At 71.1% G+C, this 22,216-nt stretch carries 9 protein-coding genes; 5 read left to right on the top strand and 4 right to left on the bottom strand.

The features are described 5' to 3' along the window. The first annotated feature begins 85 nt into the window (after positions 1–85). The 3 genes from ACSNOH_RS12480 (at position 86) to ACSNOH_RS12470 (ending at position 5,152) form a co-directional block, all read left to right on the top strand. Positions 86–1,471 carry a cytochrome P450 family protein gene (locus ACSNOH_RS12480; protein WP_436721333.1) on the top strand — a complete coding sequence of 462 codons (1,386 nt, stop codon included), beginning with the start codon at positions 86–88 and terminating at the stop codon, positions 1,469–1,471. A gap of 193 nt (positions 1,472–1,664) precedes the next feature. Further along, positions 1,665–3,716 (top strand): APC family permease, encoded by a 2,052-nt coding sequence (locus tag ACSNOH_RS12475; protein WP_436721332.1) that lies wholly within the window; start codon positions 1,665–1,667, stop codon positions 3,714–3,716. A 98-nt stretch (positions 3,717–3,814) separates the two neighbouring features. Further along, complete coding sequence (locus ACSNOH_RS12470; protein ID WP_436721331.1) at positions 3,815–5,152, top strand: class I SAM-dependent RNA methyltransferase; 1,338 nt, start codon at positions 3,815–3,817, stop codon at positions 5,150–5,152. A gap of 69 nt (positions 5,153–5,221) precedes the next feature. On the opposite strand, the gene ACSNOH_RS12465 is transcribed toward ACSNOH_RS12470, so the two are convergent. The 4 genes from ACSNOH_RS12465 to ACSNOH_RS12450 form a co-directional block, all read right to left on the bottom strand. Then, positions 5,222–6,490, bottom strand: coding sequence for a TIGR02679 family protein (locus ACSNOH_RS12465; protein WP_436721330.1), 1,269 nt, complete (start codon positions 6,488–6,490; stop codon positions 5,222–5,224). Then, on the bottom strand, positions 6,487–10,650 hold the full coding sequence (locus ACSNOH_RS12460; RefSeq protein ID WP_436721329.1) for a TIGR02680 family protein: 4,164 nt from the start codon (positions 10,648–10,650) through the stop codon (positions 6,487–6,489). The genes ACSNOH_RS12465 and ACSNOH_RS12460 overlap by 4 nt, the downstream gene beginning before the upstream one ends. Positions 10,651–10,715: 65 nt before the next feature. Further along, complete coding sequence (locus tag ACSNOH_RS12455) at positions 10,716–12,041, bottom strand: TIGR02678 family protein (RefSeq protein ID WP_436721328.1); 1,326 nt, start codon at positions 12,039–12,041, stop codon at positions 10,716–10,718. Next, on the bottom strand, positions 12,038–13,672 hold the full coding sequence (locus tag ACSNOH_RS12450) for a TIGR02677 family protein (RefSeq protein ID WP_436721327.1): 1,635 nt from the start codon (positions 13,670–13,672) through the stop codon (positions 12,038–12,040). The genes ACSNOH_RS12455 and ACSNOH_RS12450 overlap by 4 nt, the downstream gene beginning before the upstream one ends. A 190-nt stretch (positions 13,673–13,862) precedes the next feature. Here ACSNOH_RS12450 and ACSNOH_RS12445 point away from each other — a divergent pair, with 190 nt between their 5' ends. Together ACSNOH_RS12445 and ACSNOH_RS12440 are read left to right on the top strand one after the other, a co-directional pair. After that, positions 13,863–19,847 (top strand): DEAD/DEAH box helicase, encoded by a 5,985-nt coding sequence (locus ACSNOH_RS12445; RefSeq protein WP_436721326.1) that lies wholly within the window; start codon positions 13,863–13,865, stop codon positions 19,845–19,847. Between the two features lie 5 nt (positions 19,848–19,852). Further along, positions 19,853–22,156: a hypothetical protein gene (locus ACSNOH_RS12440; RefSeq protein WP_436721335.1), complete on the top strand. Its 2,304-nt coding sequence runs from the start codon at positions 19,853–19,855 to the stop codon at positions 22,154–22,156. The last annotated feature ends 60 nt before the right edge of the window (positions 22,157–22,216 follow it).

Raw genomic sequence — 22,216 nt, 5'->3', positions numbered from 1 at the left:
CCGTACCGCCGTACGAGCAGCCCCGCTCCGCCCAGTCCGCCCCGTCCCCGTCCCCGCAGCGGGCCGACCTCCCTGGAGACAGCCGATGGAACGCAACCCCAGCACGGAACCCCGGCCCGGCGCCGCACCGGTCCGGCCCGCCTCCCTCCGGACCGACCCCTCCCGGACAGACCGCTCCCGGGACGAACCCTCCGGGAACGACCCTTCCGGGAACGACCCTTCCGAGAACGACGTCTCCCGGAATGACCCCTTCCGGATCGATCCCGCCGGCCGTGACATCCACGGCGAGGCCGCCCGCATCCGGGCCCGCGGCGCGGCGACGCCCGTGGAGCTTCCTGGCGGAGTGGTGGCATGGGCAGTGACCACCCAGCCGCTGCTGAAGGAGCTCCTGACCGACCCGCGCGTCTCCAAGGACCCCAACCAGCACTGGCCGGCCTGGATCGGCGGTGACATCTCGCCCGAGTGGCCCCTGTTCACCTGGGTGGCGGTGCGGAACATGTTCACCGCCTACGGCGCCGACCACAAGCGGCTGCGCGCCCTCGTCGCCAAGGCCTTCACCGCCCGCCGCACCGCCGCCCTGCGCCCGCGCATCGAGGCGCTGACCGCGGACCTCCTCGACGGCCTGGCCGCGACCCCGCCCGGCGAGGTCGTCGACCTGCGCGAGCGCTACGCGTACCCGATCCCCATCCAGGTCATCTGCGAGTTGTTCGGCGTGACCGACCCGGACCTCCGCGAGGGGCTGCGGGGCTGCGTCGACAGCATCTTCCACACCTCCGCCGACCCGGCCGAGGTCACCGCCACGTACGCCCGGACGTACGAGCTCCTCGGCGCCCTCGTCGCCGCCAAGCGCACCGCCCCCGGCGACGACATGACCAGCGTGCTGATCTCCGCGCGCGAGGAGGACGGCTCCCGCCTGAGCGAGCAGGAGCTCCTCGACACGCTGCTGCTGGTGATCAGCGCCGGGCACGAGACCACCGTCAACCTGCTCGACAACGCCGTCCACGCCCTGCTCACCCGTCCGGACCAGCTCGCCCTGGTCCGCTCGGGCGCGGCGAGCTGGGACGACGTGATCGAGGAGACCCTGCGCCACCGGTCCCCGGTCGCCAGCCTCCCGCTGCGGTACGCCACCGAGGACATCGAGCTCGGCGGACCCGGGGGAGGAGTCACCCTGCGCAAGGGCGACGCGATCCTCGCCGCGTACGCCGCGGCGGGCCGCGACCCGCAGCTGCACGGCGCGGACGCGGAGAGCTTCGACGTCACCCGGGCCGTCAAGGACCACCTCGCCTTCGGGCACGGCGTCCACTTCTGTCTCGGCGCGCCCCTCGCCCGGCTGGAGGCGGCCGTCGCCCTGCCCGCCCTCTTCGACCGCTTCCCGCGGATGCGGCTCGCGGTGGGGGAGGAGGAGCTGCGGCCGGTGGAGTCGTTCATCTCGAACGGGCACCGGGAGCTGCCGGCCCTGTTGCACGGCTGACCGGCAACGGCGTACGCGGAACTGTGGTGCGGCGTGCGCCGGACCACCGGCGAGGCGTGCGCCGGACCGCCGGCGAGGCGTACGCCGGACCGGGCAAGACATACGCCGGACCGGGACGAGGCGTACGCCACATTCGCGCTCCGGCGGGTGGCGGGTGGGCGACCGTACGGGTGAGCGCTTACGATCCTCTGTTGTGTCCAAACTGACCGACCTGCCGAAACGGATCCTCATCGGCCGGGCGCTGCACAGCAGCAAGCTGGGAGAAACCCTTCTCCCCAAGCGCATCGCCCTGCCCGTCTTCGCCTCCGACCCGCTCTCCTCCGTGGCGTACGCGCCGGGCGAAGTGCTCCTCGTGCTCTCCGCGGCAGGCGTGTCGGCCTACCACTTCAGCCCCTGGATCGCCGTCGCCGTCGTGGTGCTGATGTTCACGGTGGTCGCCTCGTACCGCCAGAACGTCCACGCTTACCCCAGCGGCGGCGGCGACTACGAGGTCGCCAACGTCAACCTCGGCCCGAAGGCCGGCCTGACCGTCGCGAGCGCCCTGCTCGTCGACTACGTCCTGACCGTCGCGGTCTCCATCGCCTCCGGCATCGAGAACCTCGGCTCCGCCATCCCCTTCGTCATCGAGCACAAGACGGCCTGCGCCATCGGCGTGATCGTGCTGCTCACCCTGATGAACCTGCGCGGCGTCAAGGAGTCCGGCAAGCTCTTCGCGATCCCCACGTACGTCTTCGTGGGCGGCGTCTTCGTCATGATCGCCTGGGGTGCCGTCCGCGGCATCTTCATGGGCGACACCATGAAGGCCCCCACCGCCGACTACACGATCCACGCCGAGCACCAGGGCCTCGCGGGCTTCGCCCTCGTCTTCCTGCTGCTGCGCGCCTTCTCCTCCGGCTGCGCCGCCCTCACCGGCGTCGAGGCCATCAGCAACGGCGTGCCGGCCTTCCGCAAGCCCAAGAGCAAGAACGCCGCCACCACGCTGGCGCTGATGGGCGCCCTGGCCGTGACGATGTTCTGCGGCATCATCGGCCTGGCCATGGCGACCAACGTCCGGATGGCCGAGAACCCGGCCACCGACCTGCTCAAGAACGGCACGCCGCTGGGCGACGACTACACCCAGAACCCGGTGATCTCGCAGGTCGCCGAGGCCGTCTTCGGCAGCGGGTCGTTCTTCTTCGTCGTGCTCGCCGCCGCGACCGCGCTCGTCCTCTTCCTGGCCGCGAACACCGCGTACAACGGCTTCCCGCTGCTCGGCTCGATCCTCGCCCAGGACCGCTACCTGCCGCGCCAGCTGCACACCCGCGGCGACCGCCTGGCCTTCTCGAACGGCATCGTGCTCCTCGCCGGAGCGGCCGCGGTCCTCACCTACATCTACGGCGCGGACTCGACCAAGCTGATCCAGCTCTACATCGTCGGCGTCTTCGTCTCCTTCACCCTCAGCCAGACCGGCATGGTGCGGCACTGGAACCGCCACCTGGCCACCGAGACCGACCCGGCCAAGCGCCGCCACATGATCCGCTCCCGCGCGATCAACACCTTCGGCGCCTTCCTCACCGGCCTGGTCCTGGTCGTCGTCCTGCTGACGAAGTTCACCCACGGCGCGTGGGTCGCCCTGCTCGGCATGGTGATCTTCTACGCGACGATGACGGCGATCCGGAAGCACTACGACCGGGTGGCCGAGGAGATCGCCGCCGACGAGGGCCCGGGCGACGAGACCGTCCGCCCGTCCCGCGTCCACTCGATCGTCCTGGTCTCCAAGATCCACAAGCCGACGCTGCGGGCCCTGGCGTACGCCAAGCTCATGCGCTCCGACACCCTCGAAGCGCTCAGCATCAGCGTCGACCCGGCCGAGACCAAGCTGCTGCGCGACGAGTGGCAGCGCCGCTCCCTCGACGTCCCGCTGAAGATCCTCGACTCGCCGTACCGCGAGATCACGCGGCCCGTCATCGACTACGTCAAGAGCCTCCGCAAGGAGAGCCCGCGCGACGTCGTCAGCGTCTACATCCCCGAGTACGTGGTGGGTCACTGGTACGAGCACCTGCTGCACAACCAGAGCGCCCTGCGTCTCAAGGGCCGCCTGCTCTTCACGCCGGGCGTCATGGTCACCTCGGTGCCGTGGCAGCTCGACTCCTCCGAGGCGGCGAAGCTGCGGGCGCGCAAGCGCGCGGAGTGGAACGCGCCGGGTTCGGTGCGCAGGGGCCCGGTGGCGCAGCCGAAGAAGGAGAAGGCGGCGACGAAGAAGTAGCGGAAGCCGCGAATTCGCAGGTGAGGTGGGACGCCCCGTAGACTGGACGGCTGTCCCGCCTCACCTTCTTCTCTTTCCTCGACTCTGGAGCCGACCCCATGCAGAACGAACCGCAGGAATCGCTGGTCGGCGAGGAGTACGAGGTCGAGGTCGGCCCGGTGGCGCACGGCGGCCACTGCGTGGCGCGTACGGAGTCGGGCCGGGTCCTCTTCGTCCGCCACGCCCTGCCGGGCGAGCGCGTGATCGCAAGGATCACGGAGGGCGGGGAGACCTCCCGCTTCCTGCGCGCGGACGCGGTGGAGGTCCTGGAGGCGTCGAAGGACCGGGTCCCCGCCCCCTGCCCCTTCTCCGGCCCCGGCAAGTGCGGCGGCTGCGACTGGCAGCACGCCAAGCCCGGCGCCCAGCGCCGCCTGAAGGGCGAGGTCATCGCCGAGCAGCTGGCGCGCCTCGCGGGCCTGACCCCCGAGGAGGCCGGCTGGGACGGCACCGTGATGCCGGCCGAGGGCGACAAGCTCCCCGCGGGCCAGGTGCCCGCCTGGCGCACCCGCGTCCAGTACGCCGTCGACGCCGAGGGCCGCGCGGGCCTGCGCAAGCACCGCTCGCACGAGGTCCAGGTGATCGACCACTGCATGATCGCCGCCCCGGGCGTGACGGAACTGGGCATCGAGAAGCGCGAGTGGCCGCAGATCGCGACGGTCGAGGCCATCGCGGCCTCGGGCTCCGCGGACCGCCAGGTCATCCTCACCCCGAAGCCGGGCGGCCGCCTCCCGATCGTGGAGCTGGACAAGCCGGTCTCGGTGCTGCGCGTCGCCGAGAACCGCCACGGGGACAAGCAGGTCCACCGCGTCCACGGCCGCCCGTTCGTCCGCGAGCGCGCCGACGAGCGCACGTACCGCGTCGGCGAGGGCGGCTTCTGGCAGGTCCACCCGCAGGCCGCCGACACCCTGATCAAGGCCGTCATGCAGGGCCTCATGCCCCGCAAGGGCGACATGGCCCTCGACCTCTACTGCGGCGTCGGCCTCTTCGCCGGCGCCCTCGGCGAGCGCGTGGGCGACAAGGGCGCGGTCCTCGGCATCGAGTCCGGCAAGCGCGCGGTCGAGGACGCCCGCCACAACCTCCAGGACCTCGACCGCGTCCGCATCGAACAGGGCAAGGTCGAACAGGTCCTCCCGCGCACGGGCATCAAGGAGGCCGACATCATCGTCCTCGACCCGCCCCGCGCCGGCGCCGGCAAGCAGACCGTCCGCCACCTCGCCTCCCTGGGCGCCCGCCGCATCGCCTACGTGGCCTGCGACCCGGCGGCCCTGGCCCGCGACCTCAAGTACTTCGCGCAAGAGGGCTACAAGCCGGCAACCCTGCGAGCCTTCGACCTCTTCCCGATGACGCACCACGTGGAGTGCGTGGCGATCCTGAAGCGCGTGGCCAAGGACGCCTGAGCTGGTTGGTCCGCCGTGGCCGGCCTGACCCGACCTCACCGCATGGCAGGGCAGGACGCTCACGTGCCGTCAGGGCTCGCCGAGATCGTCCACCAGGAGGTCGAGCGTGACTTCCTCGTGGAGGGCGATCCCCAGGGCGCTCATGGCGGGCGTCAGGCCCGGATCCCAGCCGGCCACCACAGGCGGGCCGGCGAGCGGGAGCTGCGGGACGCCCCGGTCCTGGGTGCGGGCGGCGAGCTGTTCGTAGTCCTCGGCGCGCAGTCTCCAGGGCGAGGCGGCGTAGCGGTGCATGATGCGGTTGGCCAGGGCGAGGCCGGGCCAGTCGAAGTCGCCGTGATAGGCGAAGCGGCAACCGCCGGCGGCCAGGGCGTCCAGGAGGGTGAGCACCACCGTGGTGGCGCTGCCCGAGGTACAGACGAGGGGCTGGGGGCACCGGGCGTCGGCGGCGGCTTCCACGACGCGGGGGTTCTCACAGATCCGGACCAGAGTGCCCGGGGGCAGCGCGAGCGGGAAGGCGTGCAGATCGCGCAGGGTGAGGTGGGCCTCGGCGTGATGCGATGCCCTCTCCCGCAGGCTCCGTTCGCGCCAGCCCTCGCCGATCGGCCTCAGACCGTAGGCGAGCACGGTGCTGGACACCTCGTCCGGTGTCACTGCGGCCAGACGCCACAAGGCACGCCGCCCGGCGGCGTCGTCCGGGAACTCGACGCCGTGCGCGAGGGCGATGCCTCGCTGGACGAGCCGGGCGAGCCATGTCCCGTCGTCCAGGCCATGGGCGGAGCCGGTCGTCTCCGCCGCCAGCTCACCGCGGCCACGCGTGACCGGCTGCTCCGCTCCGAGAAGCACGGTGAGCAGGTGCACGGCTTGCTGGAGAGCGGGAACGGCAGTCTCCGGAGCCACCCCTTTGGGCAAGCCCGTGCGACGCAGCCAGTCGTACCACTGGGGGGCCCACGCCTGCGCCTGCAGCGGAGAGGCGTCCAGACAAGCGGCCACCGCCGACCACACCTGCTCCCGCCGGGCCTCGGCGACGGCCCGGATCGTCCGGCGGTCGGTCAGGGGGTGTCCGAGAGCTCGGAGGGTGTCGGCCAGCCCCAGGCCGGCGGCCGACTCGCGCAGCCGCGCGTCCAGAGCGTCGAGTCGCACGGTCACCGTGACGCTCGTCAGGGTCCTGCCCAGCAATTGGGACAGGGCGGTCCTCTCCTGGATGTCCAGACCGGATATCCGCAAGGCGCCCTTGGCTTCGAGGCCGTTGCCCTCCAGGCGCTTGCGTGCGGCTTTCCACAGGCGGTCGAGGCCCGGCCCCGCCAGCCACTCCCGTGTCCCGGCCGGAAGCGTGCTCATACCGGCATCAGGCGCCGGTGGCGGCCGTTCCACGTGTAGTGCAAGGTGGCCACGCCGCGCACGTGGGGGTCGCGCAGACATTCGTAGATGTCCAGGGACGGGACCTCGGGCCAGTTGCCCATGAGCCGCTCGCTGGTGAGGACGAAGTCGAGGTCCAGGTCGACGAGGATGCTGCCCAGCCGGCCGTGGGTGGGTTCGTCGACCTTGGCGAAGGCGTCGTCGAGGAGGATCATCCTCGGAGCGTGCGGCGCGCTCTCGCCGAGGGTCGTGAAGTGGGCGGCGGCAGCGGCGAAGAGCACGAGGTAGGAGAGCACGCGCTGCTCGCCCTGACTGAGCCCCGTGCGACCGGTGAGCCTGCGCTTGCGGCCCGGGGCCGCGTCGTCGACCACGAAGACGTGGAAACGGAACCAGCTGCGGTAGTCCAGGGCTGTGCGCAGATGGACGGCGTAGCCGGCGGACGGGTCGGTCCTGCGGGCGTCCTCGACACGCCGTTGGAGGACCTCGCGGAGTTGATCGGTCTGCTCACGGGCGCGCAGTCCGGAAGGGCTGCGCAGCAATTCCACGGCTGCCCGGACGTCGGCGCCCGCTTCGTCGTCGAGCTTCCACTGCAGCTCCACACCGAGGCCGTGGGACGTGCGCACGGTCTCCAGGGTGTCGTTGAGGGCGGCGACCAGATTCGCCGCGGCGATGACCTGTGCCGACAGGTGATCACCGAGTTCGCCCGCGAGGAACCTCTGGAACACCTCGCGCTCCCGGTCGGTGAGCCGGCCGCGAGCCGCTGCCGCTTGGTCGGCGATCCGTTCGCCGACGAGCGCGACGTCGTGCGAACCGTGGTCGTCGATCAGCCTGCAGACCTTGATCCCGTCGAGCTCTTCGAGCTGTGCGTCGTAGCCGCCGACGAGCTGGTCACGGAGTACGTTGTACCTGTTGAGCAGCGAGGTGTCCGACACGTCGTTGCGGTGCCCGGCGAGGCGTTCCTGCACCGCGTCGGCCAGTTCGCGCAGCGCCCGGATGCGGCTTCGGGCGTCCGACGCGGGCTCGTCCCGAGGGAGTTCCGGAAGGTCCGGCCGGTCCAGGCCCGCACCGCGGAGCACTTCGGGCCTGGCGAGCGCGTGACGAAGCGTGCTCCCGGCTTCGATGACGCTGCTTTCCTGGTCCACGAGCTGCTGGCGGTGGTCCTTCTCCCGCTCCTCCGCGCGGATGCGCGCGTCACGCAGGCCGGCCAGGGAGCGCTGGGCCCCCGGCAGGGCCCGGACGGTGGCCGTGATGCGTTCCTTGGTTTCGGTTTCGCGCGCCAGGATCTCGTCTTCGGCGGCGCCGACGACCTCTTCGAGCGTCCGGAGGGCCTGGCGAGCGGGACGCAGCTGGTCAAGGCTGATCTGATAGCGCTCTTCCGAACGCAGGCGGTCGTCGTGGGCGCGCTCGTACGCCTCGCGATCGCCGCGGCTGTCGCCGACGTCCCTTGCGGCGTTGCTGATGGCCCGGCCGAGGTGCCCGATCCCGGTCTGCAAGGTGGTCAGCGCAGTGCGCACCCGGGACAGTCCGCCGGGATCGGCCGGGAGATCGTGCGCGGTGGCAGTGGCCTCTGCCTCCCCCCGTGCGGCGACGGCGGCGGCGCGGGCCTCTTCCGCCTTGCGTACGGCCTCGGCCACCCTGCCGGTCGCACTGCGCAGAGCGGATTCGGCACTCTCCATCCGGTCCCAGGCATGCGCCAGGCTCCGGGATTGCGGGAATGTGCGCATGTGGAGGGCGAGGGCCCGGCGCCACGATTCGACCTCGTCCAGTTGACCGCGCCGGACGGCGAGCTGCTGATCCGTCTCACCGAGCGCGAGGTCCAGTTCGGCCAGCTTCCGGCGGCGGGTCTCCGCGCGTACGGCAGCACCGATGTATTCGGCGGTGTCCTTCATGTGCCGTCCGCGGAGGGCTCCGAGCCGCCAGCTTCCGTCATGGTGCACGGCGCCGGCGGAGGCGGCTTCCCCGGCCGGTGCCAGCGCTATCGCGCGGAGAATCCGTCCCACGCGCTCAGCGGTGACTCCGCTGTCAGGAGAGGTGACCGGGCGCAGCACGTCGGCGGCCGTCGGGCCTTGTCCTTCCGGTGCGGTCGGAAGGAGAAGGGTGTCGCGCGTGAGCGGGTCGAGAACAGTGCCGTCCGCGGTGACCCAGGCGTCCAGGATGCCGCTTGCCTCAAGGGCTGCCTCCAAGCCCGCCTGTTCGGGCACGGACAGTCCCGGCACGAAGTCCACCAGGTGGAAGAAGGGCGCTCCGGTACCAGGTGTTCGTTGTGTGACACGGTGGTACGGAACAGGCGGCTCCGGGTCGGTCTGCCGGTCCCATTTCTTTCGTTCTTCGATGAGGAGATCGCGTTCCTCGGTGAGCTTTCCGACACTCAGAGCCAGGCGGTCCCGCTGCTGGGCGAGATCTTCTCCGTAAGGGTCCAGCAGAGCGTGAGCGACCTGCTGGACCTCGGCATCGATTCCCGCACGCAGGACCCGCTCCGAGAATGGGACGTCAGGCGAGCTCTCGCAGCGCACTGCCGCCTTGAGCGCGTGGACCGCAGGGCAATGCGGCCCGACCGCCGCGGAGACGCGGTCTGCCCACCCGGCGACCTCGCCTGCGTACGAGGTGCTCTCTTCGGCGACTTGCTTCCGGCCGGCTTCCAGACGGTCCGACGCCTGTTCGACTGCTGCCTCTGCGCGCTCCCGTTCGGTGTCGGCAAGAGCAGCGTCGGTTTGGGCTTCGTGGGCCTTCGCGGCGAGGCTTTCGACTTCTTGGAGCATTCTCAAGCGGTGTTTCACCACCGACTGGGAGTTCTCCAGCTGAGCGTGCCAGACTTCCAGGGCGTCCTTAGTGTCCGCCACGTCCGGGGCGGCCACGGGCTGGTGGCGCACGGTGTGTATGTCACCGTCGGGACTGGCGAGTTCCAGCTCGGCGGAGCCGCTGACATTGTGCTGCCGCAGCGCGACCGTGTCACCGAGGTGACCTGTTGACAGCCCTGCCTTCTCGGCAGCCGAGACCAGTTCCCGGTGTTCCGATCCCAGTTCCGCGATGCGGGTGCCCAGACGGCGGGTGCCTTCGGCAAGCCGTTTCGCGGTGCTCTTCTCGACGAGGTGGGCGGTCATCACAGCGGAGAACGCTGTGTCGGCCGCCTGGTGCAACGCCGCAACCGTCTCGCGGCGCTCCACCAGCTCGGCAAGGCTGCGGTATCCCTCGCTCGCCCGAAGGGCTTTGAGCTCGGTTTCAGCCTTCTGCTGTCTCTGCTGCAATTCCTGCAGCCGCTTGTCCGCCTCCGCCTCCTGGGCGAGCAGATCGCCGGTTCGCTTGGCGGCGTCCCCGGCTTCTCTGCGCCGCTTCCCCAGGAGGTCCAGCTCCCCGATCACTGCGGCCGAGGATGTGCGGAGAACGCCGCTCATGTAGTCGCGGTAGCCGGTGAGGAAGGTGCGAAGTGCCGCGTCGGTCTTCTCCAGCCGGCCGAGTTCGTCCCGCACCGCGTCCAGATCGTGAAGGTTGCGCGCCACCTTCTCGACGACTTCTTCCTCCAGCCCCGGCAGCGTCTCAGCGAGCAGGGAGACGAGTCCGCCGGCTTCGATGCGGTCTCCGACGGTCGGGCGCCGCAGCCGGTGGAGAAGCTGGGTGAGATTGCGGTACCGGGTCATGTCGGTGATGCCGAACAGCTCGCGCGCGACACGGGCCCGGTGCCGGACCGCCTGTTCTGTGACGTTGTCCGCGCCGACGCGCGCCTTGAGTTTGTCGATCGGAAGGGGGATGCCGCCCTCTACGAGTCGCAAGTCCTCACCGACCCGAAGCGGAGTGGTGAAGAAGAACGGCACGGCCTTCTTCGTCGATTTCGAGGCTCTGATCGCGGCACCGAGCGTGAGGAAGCGATCGTCGCCGTCGGCCGCTTCCATGCGGAGCTCTACCCAGAGGTAGCCCAAGCGGTTGGTCTGCTCGAAGCCGTCCAGCATCAGCCACGCGAGCGTGGTCCGACCGGTTCCGGTGGCGTCCAAAGCCCTGGCGTCACCGTCCAGCAGGTACGGCAGCAGCATTTCCAGCGCCTTGGACTTCCCCGCGCCGTTCTTGCCGCGCAGCAGCAGCCGGCCGTCGCTGAACGAGAACTCCTGCTCGTCGTACTGCCAGACGTTGTGAATTCCCGCGCGGTGCAACCGGAAGCGGTGGGAGAACCGCGGCGCGGAAGGCCGCAGCGGAACGGCGGTGTGCGTGTGTCGGCTCACAGCGGCAACTCCTCTTGAACAGCGGGGCCGGGTCGCTCCCCGGCGGTCCGGCCAACAGTGACGCTCGTGGCATAGCGGGCGGCAGCGGCGAGCAGCACCAGGCCGCTCTCCCGAGCGCGTGCGCCGGTCACGTCGGTGACAAGGCGGCCCTCCGGGACCTCCCCGTCGTATCCTTCGGGAACGTCCCGTCCTTCGGAACGCAGGGGCCCGGTGCGGGCCATGAGGCGCATGCGGACGAGGAGGTCCAGCACCGCCTCCTGCAGGGCGTGCGGGTCGTCCAGATATCCCCGCTGCCAGTTGCTGCGTTGCCCGTACTCCGTCACCAGCCCGGCCAGCAGTTCCGCCACCAGCCCGTCCGGAACGGCCACGCCGATCACCAGCCGGCCACCGGTCGCCGGGTGCCCGGGGTCCGGCGGCCGCAGCCTCTCCACCAGCCGCTCCACCAGGAGCAGCGAGGCCTGGGCGAGGGTGCCGGTACCCGGCAGGTGCAGATCGGTCACCTCTTCTTCCGGGTCAACCAGGACCATGCCTTCGGCCCGGATCTCGGCCTCCAGGCCGAGCAGCTCGGAGAACGCCTGGGCTTCCCGTCGCTGCCGGGTGCGCAGCCAGTCCCGCTCGGCGGTGGTCAGCTCGTCGAGATGGACTGCCGGTGTCTCCACGAGCATCCGGCGCACGTAGGTACGGGGACCGCCGAAACCCGGATCGGCTGCCCTTCGGATCAGATCAGCGCCGCTCCGGCTCTGCGTGAGCGGCCCGGCGACGACGACACGGGCGATTTCCCTGTCCACCGTGATCAACGCTTCGCCGCCGTCCTCCTGTTTGACCGCGCCGACGCTCCCCTCGGTCTCCGTGAGCACACCCCATTCGACGAGCTGACGCAGCGCCGCGGCCAGCGCCCGCTTCTCCGCGGCCCGCCCCGTGTCCTCCAGCACGATGCCGGCGTCGGCTGCCGCGGCCCTGATATCGGCCACCAGCCGTGACAGCAGCACTTGCTCCGGGGCCGTCACCAGCACCGACAGCGCCAGGGCGAGGCAGGCATAGGTGCGCGGGGTGAAGGGCGTGCCGGTGGAACGCTCGAGACGGTGCCCCGCTCCCGTACCCAGACCGGCCTTGAACAGCCGGGCATAGGACGTGTCGACGAGCAGGCGGTAGCCGAGCACCTGCTGGAATCGCTTCTGCAGCCAGTCGGCGTGCCTGCGGATCAGGGGGAAGACATCGGCGTGCGGGCCGTTCGCCGTCACCAGCGGATGGGCCAGAAGCAGGCGGCCCGCGCTGCGGCGCTCCGCCGCGAGGCCGGCATCGTGTGCCGAAGGGAGCGTCACGACGCGCTCACCCCCGTCCGTCCTTCCCGGGGAGGGGCGCAACTCTCCACGCACAGCTCCAGCTCGTCCAGCAGCAGCTCCCCGTCGACCGAATCCACCACTGTCCGGGCACCGGTCCTGCGGTGAACGGTGAGGCGGATGTCGAGCTCGGCGTCCTCGCTGCGGGCGGCATGCAGAGCGAAGCCGTGAGGCTGTCCCGCGCCGCCCTCTTCGGACCTGCGGAGCCGGGCGTTGCCCAACGCGGTCGCCAGGAGCTCCAGCAGCAGCGCGAGGGCGGCGGAGGTGAGCCGGACCTGAGCGAAGCGCCCGGAAGCGCTGCGCAGCTCGTCCGCGGCCGCTTGTCTGTCCTCCGCGCGCTCGCGCGCCGCCTGCTGGAGCCGCCGCTTCTGCTCCGAGTGGTCTTCCGCGGCCGAAGTGCGGCCGCGGTGGGCGCGGCTCCCTCGCTCGCGGAGCGCTACCGGGACTTCGACGACCGGACCGGTCCACCAACTCGTGTACGCGGGCACCACTTCGTCCGTGGCCGGTGGAACACCCAGGTGCCGGGCGCTGTAGAGACCGAAGGCGGCCACCGCGATGTCATGCGCCTCCTCCGGGGCCGCTTCGTCGAACCACCGGGCGAGCCGCAGCAGATCCTTGTGCCGCGACATCTCTCCCGAAGCAGAACGGAGCATCCGCTTGGCGTTCGCGAGCAACGACTGCAGCGCACGGAGGGTGGCGTCCCGCAACTGGTCGACCTGGCTCCCCTGCCCGTCGGTGTCGGTGAACCAGCCGCGCAGCCCTTCCCAGTCGGCCTGCTCCCGGCCCCGGCTGCGCTGCACGCGCATCGCCGGCTGTCCGTTCACGCCGGTGGGTGCGCCCGTGAGACCCGCGGCGTGAGCATCGAGGCGGGCCAGGAGACCGGGCAGCTGTGGCCACAGCTCATCGAGAACGGCCGCGATGCGGGGCGACCGGAACGAGACGTCCTCCGAGATGGCCTCGACGTAGTCGAGCAGCAGTTCCTTGAAGCCCTGGTACTCCGCGCTGTTCAGGTCGTACCGCGTCAGCACCTGTCCCAGGTAGGCGTAGAAGTCCCTGATGGAATCGGCGAACTCCGTGAACTGCACGAAGACCGTGCTGACCCGCTCGAGCGCGTCCTGCGGCTCTGCCCCGTCCGGCCTGCCGAGCAGTCCGGCCAGCTCGCGAAGCCCGCGTTCGACGAGTGCGAGCAGTTCGCTGCTCACCTCGCGAGCGGCATCCGCGCCGGAGAGAACCTCGTCCGCGTCCCGTTGGATCCGTTCGCCCAGTTTGGTCAGCTGGTACCGGGAACGGGCCCGCTGGTACTCGGTGATGCTCGACGCCTTTACCGTATGACTGCTGCGCAGCAGGTTGCCCCAGCGCATAAGCTGCTCGAGCCGGGCGGTGACGGTTTCCGTGTCGGCCCCCGCCGCCGGGCCGCCCTGGTCCTGGAGCTTCGCCAGCACGTCGGGCACGGCGAGATCCGCGAGGAGCGTCCCGCAGAACACCCGCATGATCGAGAGGTATTCCAGCCGCTCGGGTGCGCTGAGGTACGCGTAAGCGGATAACCGCTGCCAGGGGCCGTCACGGCCGGCTTCCGACGCCGACTCGGCCGGCTCATGTATCGCCTCGTTCATGCGGACGAGGCTACTGCCACAGCTCCATTGACTTCCTGGATACTCCAAAATTTTCCAAAGAAGGCTCTATAGTGTCTCGTGGGCGGTGCCGCGAGCACGTGCCTCGAAGTTCCCGGGGGGAGGGAAGCCGAGGTCACCGAGCGGTACGGTCAGTGACCCGACCGGGAGCCATGCACAGGGGAGGGTGTTGGTGGCCGAGGAACAGGTGGTCTCCACTGCGGCCCGGAAGATCGCGGATCTGGTCCGTGCGTTCCCGTCCGGAATCTCCGAGCGGGAGCTTGCGGCGGAGGCGGCCGTACGGTTCAGCACGTGCCCGCCGCAACGGCTGCCCCAGCTGGTCACCGAGGCGGTCCGAGGGGGCCTGCTGATCCTTGCGGGCGGTCGCATCCTGCCCGCCGCTCCGCCGGAGCCGAGCAGCCGTCAACAGCCGCTGCCGGGCGGTCCGAAGCCGTCCGAAGGCGACGCGTCACCGGACCGGACGTCCGCTCTGCGGGCCGTCGCGCTCGACATCGAGAGTGTCGTCCGCACGACAGCGACCTCCCCCTACGTCGAACGCCACGTCTTCGAAGCGGCAGCCGTCCGGTTCGGCGCCGACCCGGAATGGGTGGCGGCGGCGCCCCGCTGGCAGCGGTACCTGCGATTCCCCGGAGACACCGAAGAGTTGCGTGACCACGGCGTACGCGACGCCGTGCGAGAGCACGGGATCGCCGCCCGACAAGCGTGGACGGAGCTGCACGCGTTCCTCCAGGATGCCGACGTCGTCGTCGCCTACAGCGGAACGGGGCTGGACTTCCCGGTCGTCAGTGAGGCCGCGAAGAAGGCGGGCGCGAGTGACCCGTTGGCCACGGCACGACCTGTCGATGCCTTATACCTCGCGCACGCCCTGTGGCCGACAGCCCCCTCCCACCGGCTCCAGGACCTGGCGGGGGAGCTCGGCATACCCCGAGCAGGGCTGCGTGCCCACACCGCCGACGGTGACGCGGTCCTGCTCGTCCGGTTCCTGGAGCGGGCGGCCGCCGAGTTCGCCGGCAGGACGGCCGCATTACGTGATCTCGTCGCCGACGTCTGTCCTGATTCCGACGCGTGGCGCCTGATGCGGGAACTCGCCGAAGGGAAGCGGGCCGCCGAGAGAGAACCGTTCGTGTGGGAACAGGCCCGCATAGCCCAGCTGCTGGGCGGTGAGTTCGCGCAGCATCCGCCGCGCCGCACCTCCCGGGGCAGGGCACCGGGCTGTGCCCCCGTCGTCGTGCCGGACGCTCTCCGAGGTGCCGACGGCCGGGTCGAGCCGACCGCGCTGGCCCGTGTGGTGCACGGCGCCCGTGTCGAACCCCGGCCGGCCCAGCAGCGCATGACGGCAGCACTGCACGAATGGACCGACCGTGGCAGCAGCGGTCTGCTGGAAGCACCCACCGGCACCGGCAAGAGCTACGCGGTCCTCGCTGCCGCACTCGACTGGCTCGCGGGCGGGGACGGCCGCACGGCGGTCATCGCCACCTACACCAAACAGCTGCAGAGCCAGATGGCGAAGGACATCCACAGCCTGGAACGGGCCCTGCCCGGCATCCTCGGCGTCGCAGACCTGGTCAAGGGCAAGTCCAACCGGCTCTCGCTCGCGGCCCTCACGAAGTGCCTCTCCGAAGCCACACGCCGAAGCCGCTCCAAGGGCGCGCCCCGCGGTCGCGCCGGCTTCTCCCAGTGGCTCCGCTTCCGGGAGCTCGCCGTCTACCTGGCCCTGCGTCTGCTTGCGGCCAAGGAGCCCCCGCAGTCATGGGGGGCGAGATCCGTCGATCCGGTCGACCTGCCCGCTTTCTTCACCGACTACGCAGGCTCCGGTCTGCCCCTGTGGCTGGAGTCGCTCTCCCAGCGCGACGGCGACTACGGTGCCGGTGCGGGCAATCCCCTCACCGTGCACACCGACACGGTACGGGAGGCCATCGGCAGCCATCGCCTCATTCTCGCCAACCACGCGCTCGTCCTCTCTCATCTGGACGACCTGCAGGCCACCGGGCCGGACGTGCTCCTCGTGATCGACGAAGCGCACGAGCTGGAGAACGCTGCCACGTCCGCGCTCACCATCACCGTCGACTACCAGGACGTAGAAGCACTCCTGTCGGAGCACCGGACGTGGTCCGCGGAAGCTCACCCGGGAGCGGCACGCGACGACGCCGTCTCCGCGACAGCCGACCTGGAGCGGCTGCTCGACGACGAACGGCTCCCGCGGCTCGCAGCCCAGGCCTTCGACGCGCAGGCCAAGGGAGTGGGCGCACGCATCGGTAGCCGGGCGACCACGCTCGCCAGCCCCTACACCGGCACCTCCGGCAGCCGCGAGACCCGGAGGCTGTCGCTGTTACTGGACCGACTCGCCGCATCCCTCGTGGCCTGCCGCATCGCACTGGAGCGGTACGTCGCCCAGCACGGGGCCCGCATCGACCCGCTGGTCCGGGAGCGCCTCCACGCACTGGCGTCGCACACCGACGACGTCGTCACGGCCCTCGACCGCGTCACGTCCGACATCGGTGCCTTCCTCGCCCCCGCCGTGACGCTGGATGAGGCCCTCCCCTCCCGCGTCATCCACATGGAGGAACTGGCCGAGCCCAAGGCCGAACTGCGCTCCTACCGCTTCCGCATCGCCACCAGCCCCGTCGACCTGCCCGCCGATCCGGAGTGGCGGCGCTATCTGGACTCCTTCCGCCGTGTCCACTACGTCTCCGCGACCCTCCGCGTCGGCGGTGACTGGGAGTTCGTACGCAGCCGCCTGGGCTTACCGGAGGACCTGCCGGCCCTGGCCCTGACCTCCCCGTTCGACCTGCGGAACCAGGCCGAGGTGGTGTGTTTCTCCGACTTCCCCTCCTGGGCCGAACAGGAAGAGGGCGCACTGCGCACCGTTGCCCACCACATGGCCGGGTTCGCCGCCGAGATGACACGGGCCCGGCCCGACGGCAAGGGATACGACGGCGGCGGCATGATCCTCACCACCGCCCGGTCGACCGCCGCGGGCATCGGCTTCCACCTCGTGGAGGAACTGCGCTCCCGCGCCCTCGACGCCCCGGTCGTCGAGGCTCTCACTCTCGGTAACGGCCGTGCTTATCAGGCCTTCACCGACAAGGAGGACGGCGGCGGCTTCCTCGTCGGCACCAAAGGTCTCTGGCAGGGGGTCGACGTCTCCGAGGCCGGGCGGCTGCGTCTCGTCTGGATCAACAAACTGCCCTTCGCGCCGTTCGCCGCCCCGATCGTGGAAGCGCGGCGCGCGGCCGTGGCCGAGCGTGCCGAACGTGCGGGCCACCCCGATCCGGACGGCGCCGCCACCGAGCACTACTACCTGCCGTTGGCCGCGCTCCAGCTCCGCCAGGCGGTCGGCCGGCTCATCCGGTCCGACGAACACCGTGGTGTCGTCGTCATCAGCGACCGCAAGCTTGCCGGGCAGAGCAGCCTGCGCCGGTCCTACCGGCGCGCCTTCCTCGGCAGCCTCGACGACGGACTGGAACGCCCCGGCCCGGACACCGGCGACACCGGCGGCGGCAACGTCACCACCATGGCCGAAGGGTGGCGCCGCATCTGGGGGTTCATGACGCGCCAAGGGCTCCTGGACCCCGCCCGGGCGGCGGAACTGTGTACCGACGAGGCCCTCGAACGGCACACGCTCCTGCCGCACACCCGGCGCATCCGCGAACTGGCCCTGACCCCCGAGGAGACCGGAAAGCTGCGGGAACAGGGCCTCCTCGCCGAGGAGGTCAGGGACCGTTGCGCCCGGATCGGTGGCCTGCTGAAGCTCACCCACGAGCCCGTGGAGCTGAAACCCGCCCAGCAGGCCGTCATCACGGCCGCGACCGAGGGCCGGAACGTGCTCGGGCTGCTGCCCACCGGCTTCGGCAAGAGCTTCACCTTCCAGCTGCCCGCTCTCGTCCTGCCCGGCGTCACGCTGGTCGTCAGCCCGCTCGTCGCCCTCATGCACGACCAGGCCCTCGAACTCAACCGGTCCGTCGGGGGAGCGGTGCGGGCCCTGATCTCTCCCCTTCGGGAGTCCAGCAGCAGGGCCGGCAAGACGGAAGTGACGGACCAGCTGCTCGGTCGCGCCGACCACGGCATCCGTCTGGTGTACGTCAGCCCGGAGCGCCTCTGCCAGCGACGCTTCCGGGAGACCGTACGGTCGGCCGCGGCGGAGGGCCGGGTGACCCGCATCGCCGTCGACGAGGCGCACACGCTGGCGCAATGGGAAGACTTCAGGCCGAGCATGCGCCGGGTCAGCCGGTTCCTGCACGAGCTGCGACGGGACCACGGCGTGGCGGTCACCGCGGTCACCGCCACAGCCAACCGCGCCGTCCACGAGGCCCTGCGCGAGGGGCTGTTCTCGCTGCCCGCCGCGGTGCCCGAGCCCGGCTCGGCCGAGGCGGAATCCGAAGCGGGCCGTTCCGGTGTCGTCGGCGGCCTGGTCACGGTCCGCGAGAACCCGATCCGGCCCGAACTGGCCGTCTACCGTCGCTCCCTCGACCGGCCGGGACAGGGCGGTGTCGCCGGGCTGGTCGAGCGCGTCGTCGACGTGCTCGACGGTCATGCCATCCTCTATTGCCTCACCGTCAAAGAGGTCAACACCCTCTACACGCACGTACGCGAGTACGTCGGTGACGCCGGCGTACGCGTGCTGCGATTCCACGGCCGTCTGACGGAAGCGGAGAAAGCGGCCGTCATGACGGAGTTCCGGGAGGCGCCCCGCGAGGGCGACGAGGGCTTCGTGCCGGTCGTCATCATCGCCACTTCCGCGTTCGGGCTCGGCGTCAACAGGCCCGACGTCCGCACCGTGATGTGCGTGTCGCCGCCCACCGACCTGGCCGCCCTGTACCAGCAGGTGGGACGTGCCGGGCGGGACAGTGCGGGCCGGGGAACGGCCGGGCCGGGGCCCGTGAACAGCGGCCTCGCCCTGGCCACGAGCCGGGGGCTGCGCATGGTTCGCTTCATGACCGGCCAGGAACTGGCGGCCTCGCTGCTGCGACGCATGGGAGCCCTCGTCCTCGCACAGGCCGAGGGAACGCTCGATCCGGTGAGGCTGGCCGATTTCCTCATGGCCGAAGACGCCGCGGCCGGGGTGCTCGGTGAGACCGAGCTGGAGGACCGGTACACCCAGGAGCGCTACCGGAGCGGCATCATGCGGGCCTTCAGCGCACTCGCCGACCTGGGAGCCGTCGAAGACCTCGGCGACCACCCGCCGTACTGCGCGGTCAAGCCCGGTGATCTGCGGCCGACGCGGCACGGACCCGAGCTCACCGTCAGCGGCGCGGAGCAACAGGCGGGGGAGCAGCAGGCGGGGGAGGAGGAAGCCGAGGTCGCGCGGATCGAGCGGGCCGTCATCGACACCGCCCTTGCCTGGGAGACGCCCCGGAACGTCGACGTCCGGCTCCTTGACCGGGAACTCGCCGCCCGGTGCACGGGCTACCGTTCGATCGCCCACGGTCCCGCGGCGACCTGGGAACTCCTCGCCGACCTGCACGACCGCGGGCTTCTGGACGTCTCGGCGGCGCCCAGCCGCCGCCTGGTCACCGGCCTGGTCGTACGCACCCGGACCCTGCCCGGCGGCTACCTGCCGCTGCTCGCCCGGCGCGGTCGCCGGGCGATGGAGGAACTGTCCAGGCTGAAGTCGTTCTTCGACTCGAGCACGGTCTGTGCTCAGCAGGTCTTCGCCGACTACTTCGCTGTCGACGACCTTCCCGAAGGCTGTTGCTCCACCGCCCGTTGCCGCTGTTCGGCGTGCTGGGACACCGGCCGCCTGCCCGTGGAGGAACGGCGCCCCGCGATCGCCGAGGCCTTCTACAGCCCGCGCCCCCGCGCGGGCGGCCGTGCCGACACGTCCCTGCGCAACCAGCGGGTCGACCTTCAGGTCCACCGGCTGCTGCAGCTCCAGCCCCAGGGGGTGCACCCGCGCCGGATCTGGCATGCGCTGCGCGGCGACGAATCCGCCTACAACCCGAGGAGCCGCAAGATGATCCCCCTGCCGAAGGCCATCCGGGACAGCCGTCATTTCGGGGGGCGCGCCGACCTCCCCTACGGCGAAGTCGGAGACAGCCTGACGAGGCTGGCCGCCGGGGGAGCCGTCGTCGAAGGACCGGACGGTCTGTGGCGCGCGGTTCGTCCCGGACGACGCCCGGGCTCGGTTCCGGCAGAGCAGCAGGAGGGCAAGGCGTGACCACGATGACCACCGCCGGAGCGGACGCCTGGCTGCCGTACGACGAAGAGCCCGTGCTCACCCCCGCCATGACCGGAGGGCACGAGGCCGCACCCCCCGAGGAGATGGACCGGCTCCGCCGCTACCTTGAGGCGGTCGTCGCCGACCGCCGGTGCCCCGTCCACACGGCGGTCGCCTTCAACGCCGCCTACTTCGGCTACGAAACGGGCGGCGAAGGCTATGGGAACGGCCCCTTCGACCTCGATTCCTTCCCCTCCCTGACACTGGGCGACGAGATACCGGCGCTTCCCGTCGGAGCGCTCGTCCGGATCGAAACGGGCTCCGACCCGCTGTACGCGGAGATCGTTTACAAGGAGGGCCGCCACCCCCGTGCCGAGGCGGGAGCCGACGTGCCGGGGTGGATATCCGGGGCACCCGCCGGTGCCCGGGAACCCGGGGACCACCGGATTCCGGACGGCCCCGTCCGCCGCGAACTCCTGGTCCCCGACCTCACGGCATTCGGTCCCGCGCTTGAGCTGAGCGAGGCCAAGCTCAAGCGGTTCCGGACCCGCCGGAAATGGCTCAACCAGGACGGACACGTCATCGTCGACGCCCGGTACGCCTCCGTCCAGGACGCGGAACCCGGCGGCACGACCGCCTTCGTGCAGCACCTGCTCACCCGCCGGAGGGCATCACTCGTGAGCCCCCTCGTGCCCGTGTCCGTCGCCCACCTGGCCGGCGGCAGCGAGGAGGACCGGCTGCGGGGCGCCCTCCTGGGGCTGCTGGACACGGTCGCCCACGCCTTGCGGACCAGCGAAAAGCTGCGGAGCTGGGGCCATTACGCGCTGACCCGCGGGCGCATCGGGGCCGGTCTGTGCGACGACGGGCCGCTTGGGGGCTCGGATCTGCACACCCTCGCCGGCTCTCTGGAACGCGGAGCCGCCCCGGCCGCCCGCCGGCGGCACGGCCTGGGCGGCTCGCGCACCGTGTACACGGCGATCGGAGCCTGGCTGCGCGGCGTGGACGGCGCCGAGCCGCTGCTGACCGGTGTGGAGTACGCGGTCTCTGTGTGCCGTGCCAACCTCGCGGTCACCGACTTCGTCCGGGGCGACACGGACGACGGCCTGCGCACCGCGAGCGACGTACGGATCACCCTGGACGACGACTTCGAGAGCGGTGGCATCTGGCGGTCCCACCACCCGGGCTCCGAAGAGGCGGACGGCAGCGATCCGCTGCACCCTGCGGGCCGTGGATGGCGGGAGACGCTGGACCCGCCCGCCCCCCGCGAAGCGGTGTTCTCTCCCCAGGGCGTTCCCGCGGAGGAGCCGCAGGCCGACGCCCTGCCTGCCGATTCCCCGCTCGTCGACGACAGGGAACTCGGCCCGTCGAACTATCTGAGGATCAACGACAGCGAAGTCTGCTGGCAGGTGCCGGTGCGCCTCGCCCACATCATGGAAGGCAGGCTGCCGCTGAGCCGGAGGGCCCGGGAGGGGCTGGTCTCCGCCGGCCTGGAAGCCGCCCCCGTGCGCATGGAAATCAGCCACCCCGGAGGCGAGATCGAAGCGTCCGAGGAAGTCCAGAGGGTCGTTTTGGACCTGACCGGGGAAACCGGCATGCTCCGGGAGGTCCAGTGGCCCATCGACTTCTTCCCCGGGCTGCGCCTCCATGTTCAGTGGCCGCGCGGCGGTACGGTCTTCCGGCTCCACACCGTCGAACTGGAGGATCCCGTCGAGGTCGACGGGCAGCTCATCGCCCACTGCTACGACCCCACGGTCCTCACTCGTGAGGGAGCCCCCGGCAGCAGCCGGGACGGTGATTCGGCCGCCGGGCTGGACACCCGGCAGCTTGTCATGCGTGCCGTACGCCGCTTCGGCCGGCTCACTCCCGACGGGCACGCCCTGCTCGACCGGAGCGCACTTCCCAGGGGCATCTACGACACGACTCCGGCCACGCACCAGGTCACCGCCCTCGAACAGGCCGTGGACGAACTGCTCGCCGCACAGCAGCTCTACGCGGCCACCGGCAGCCGCGGCGGAGACGGTGAGCCCCACTACCCGGCACGTCAGGGCGAGCGAGCGATCGCCCTGATCGGCTATGCACCGGATCCCGTGGTCGTCTCACGGCCGGGCCCGGGCACCGGTGCTCCCCCACCGGAAGCGGGGGCGGAACACTTCGTCCACGGCTTCCTCCGGCGCCTGCCCGCGGGCTGGGAGCCGACCGACGCTCAACGCGCCGCCTATCGCGAGCACTGCCGCCACGTCGGGAAGGCGGACGGCTGGGAGCTGCCCCACGGCTACACCTTCGTCACCGCGCACTCCCGCCGGCGCTGACCGAGCTCCACCACCGGATGAGGCCGGCTCCCCGCACCGGCTCCTCCGCGCACCACATCG

This window comes from Streptomyces sp. URMC 127 (genome assembly GCF_051386535.1).
In the GTDB taxonomy this organism is placed as follows: Bacteria; Actinomycetota; Actinomycetes; order Streptomycetales; family Streptomycetaceae; genus Streptomyces.
This window is presented reverse-complemented; position numbering and strand designations above follow the sequence as displayed.

Excerpts from the sequence above, each read along its gene's own strand:
- ACSNOH_RS12480 (WP_436721333.1), top strand. The coding sequence starts at position 86 with ATGGAACGCAACCCCAGCACGGAACCCCGGCCCGGCGCCGCACCGGTC.
- ACSNOH_RS12470 (WP_436721331.1), top strand. The coding sequence starts at position 3,815 with ATGCAGAACGAACCGCAGGAATCGCTGGTCGGCGAGGAGTACGAGGTC.
- ACSNOH_RS12465 (WP_436721330.1), bottom strand. The coding sequence starts at position 6,490 with ATGAGCACGCTTCCGGCCGGGACACGGGAGTGGCTGGCGGGGCCGGGC.
- ACSNOH_RS12450 (WP_436721327.1), bottom strand. The coding sequence starts at position 13,672 with ATGAACGAGGCGATACATGAGCCGGCCGAGTCGGCGTCGGAAGCCGGC.
- ACSNOH_RS12440 (WP_436721335.1), top strand. The coding sequence starts at position 19,853 with ATGACCACCGCCGGAGCGGACGCCTGGCTGCCGTACGACGAAGAGCCC.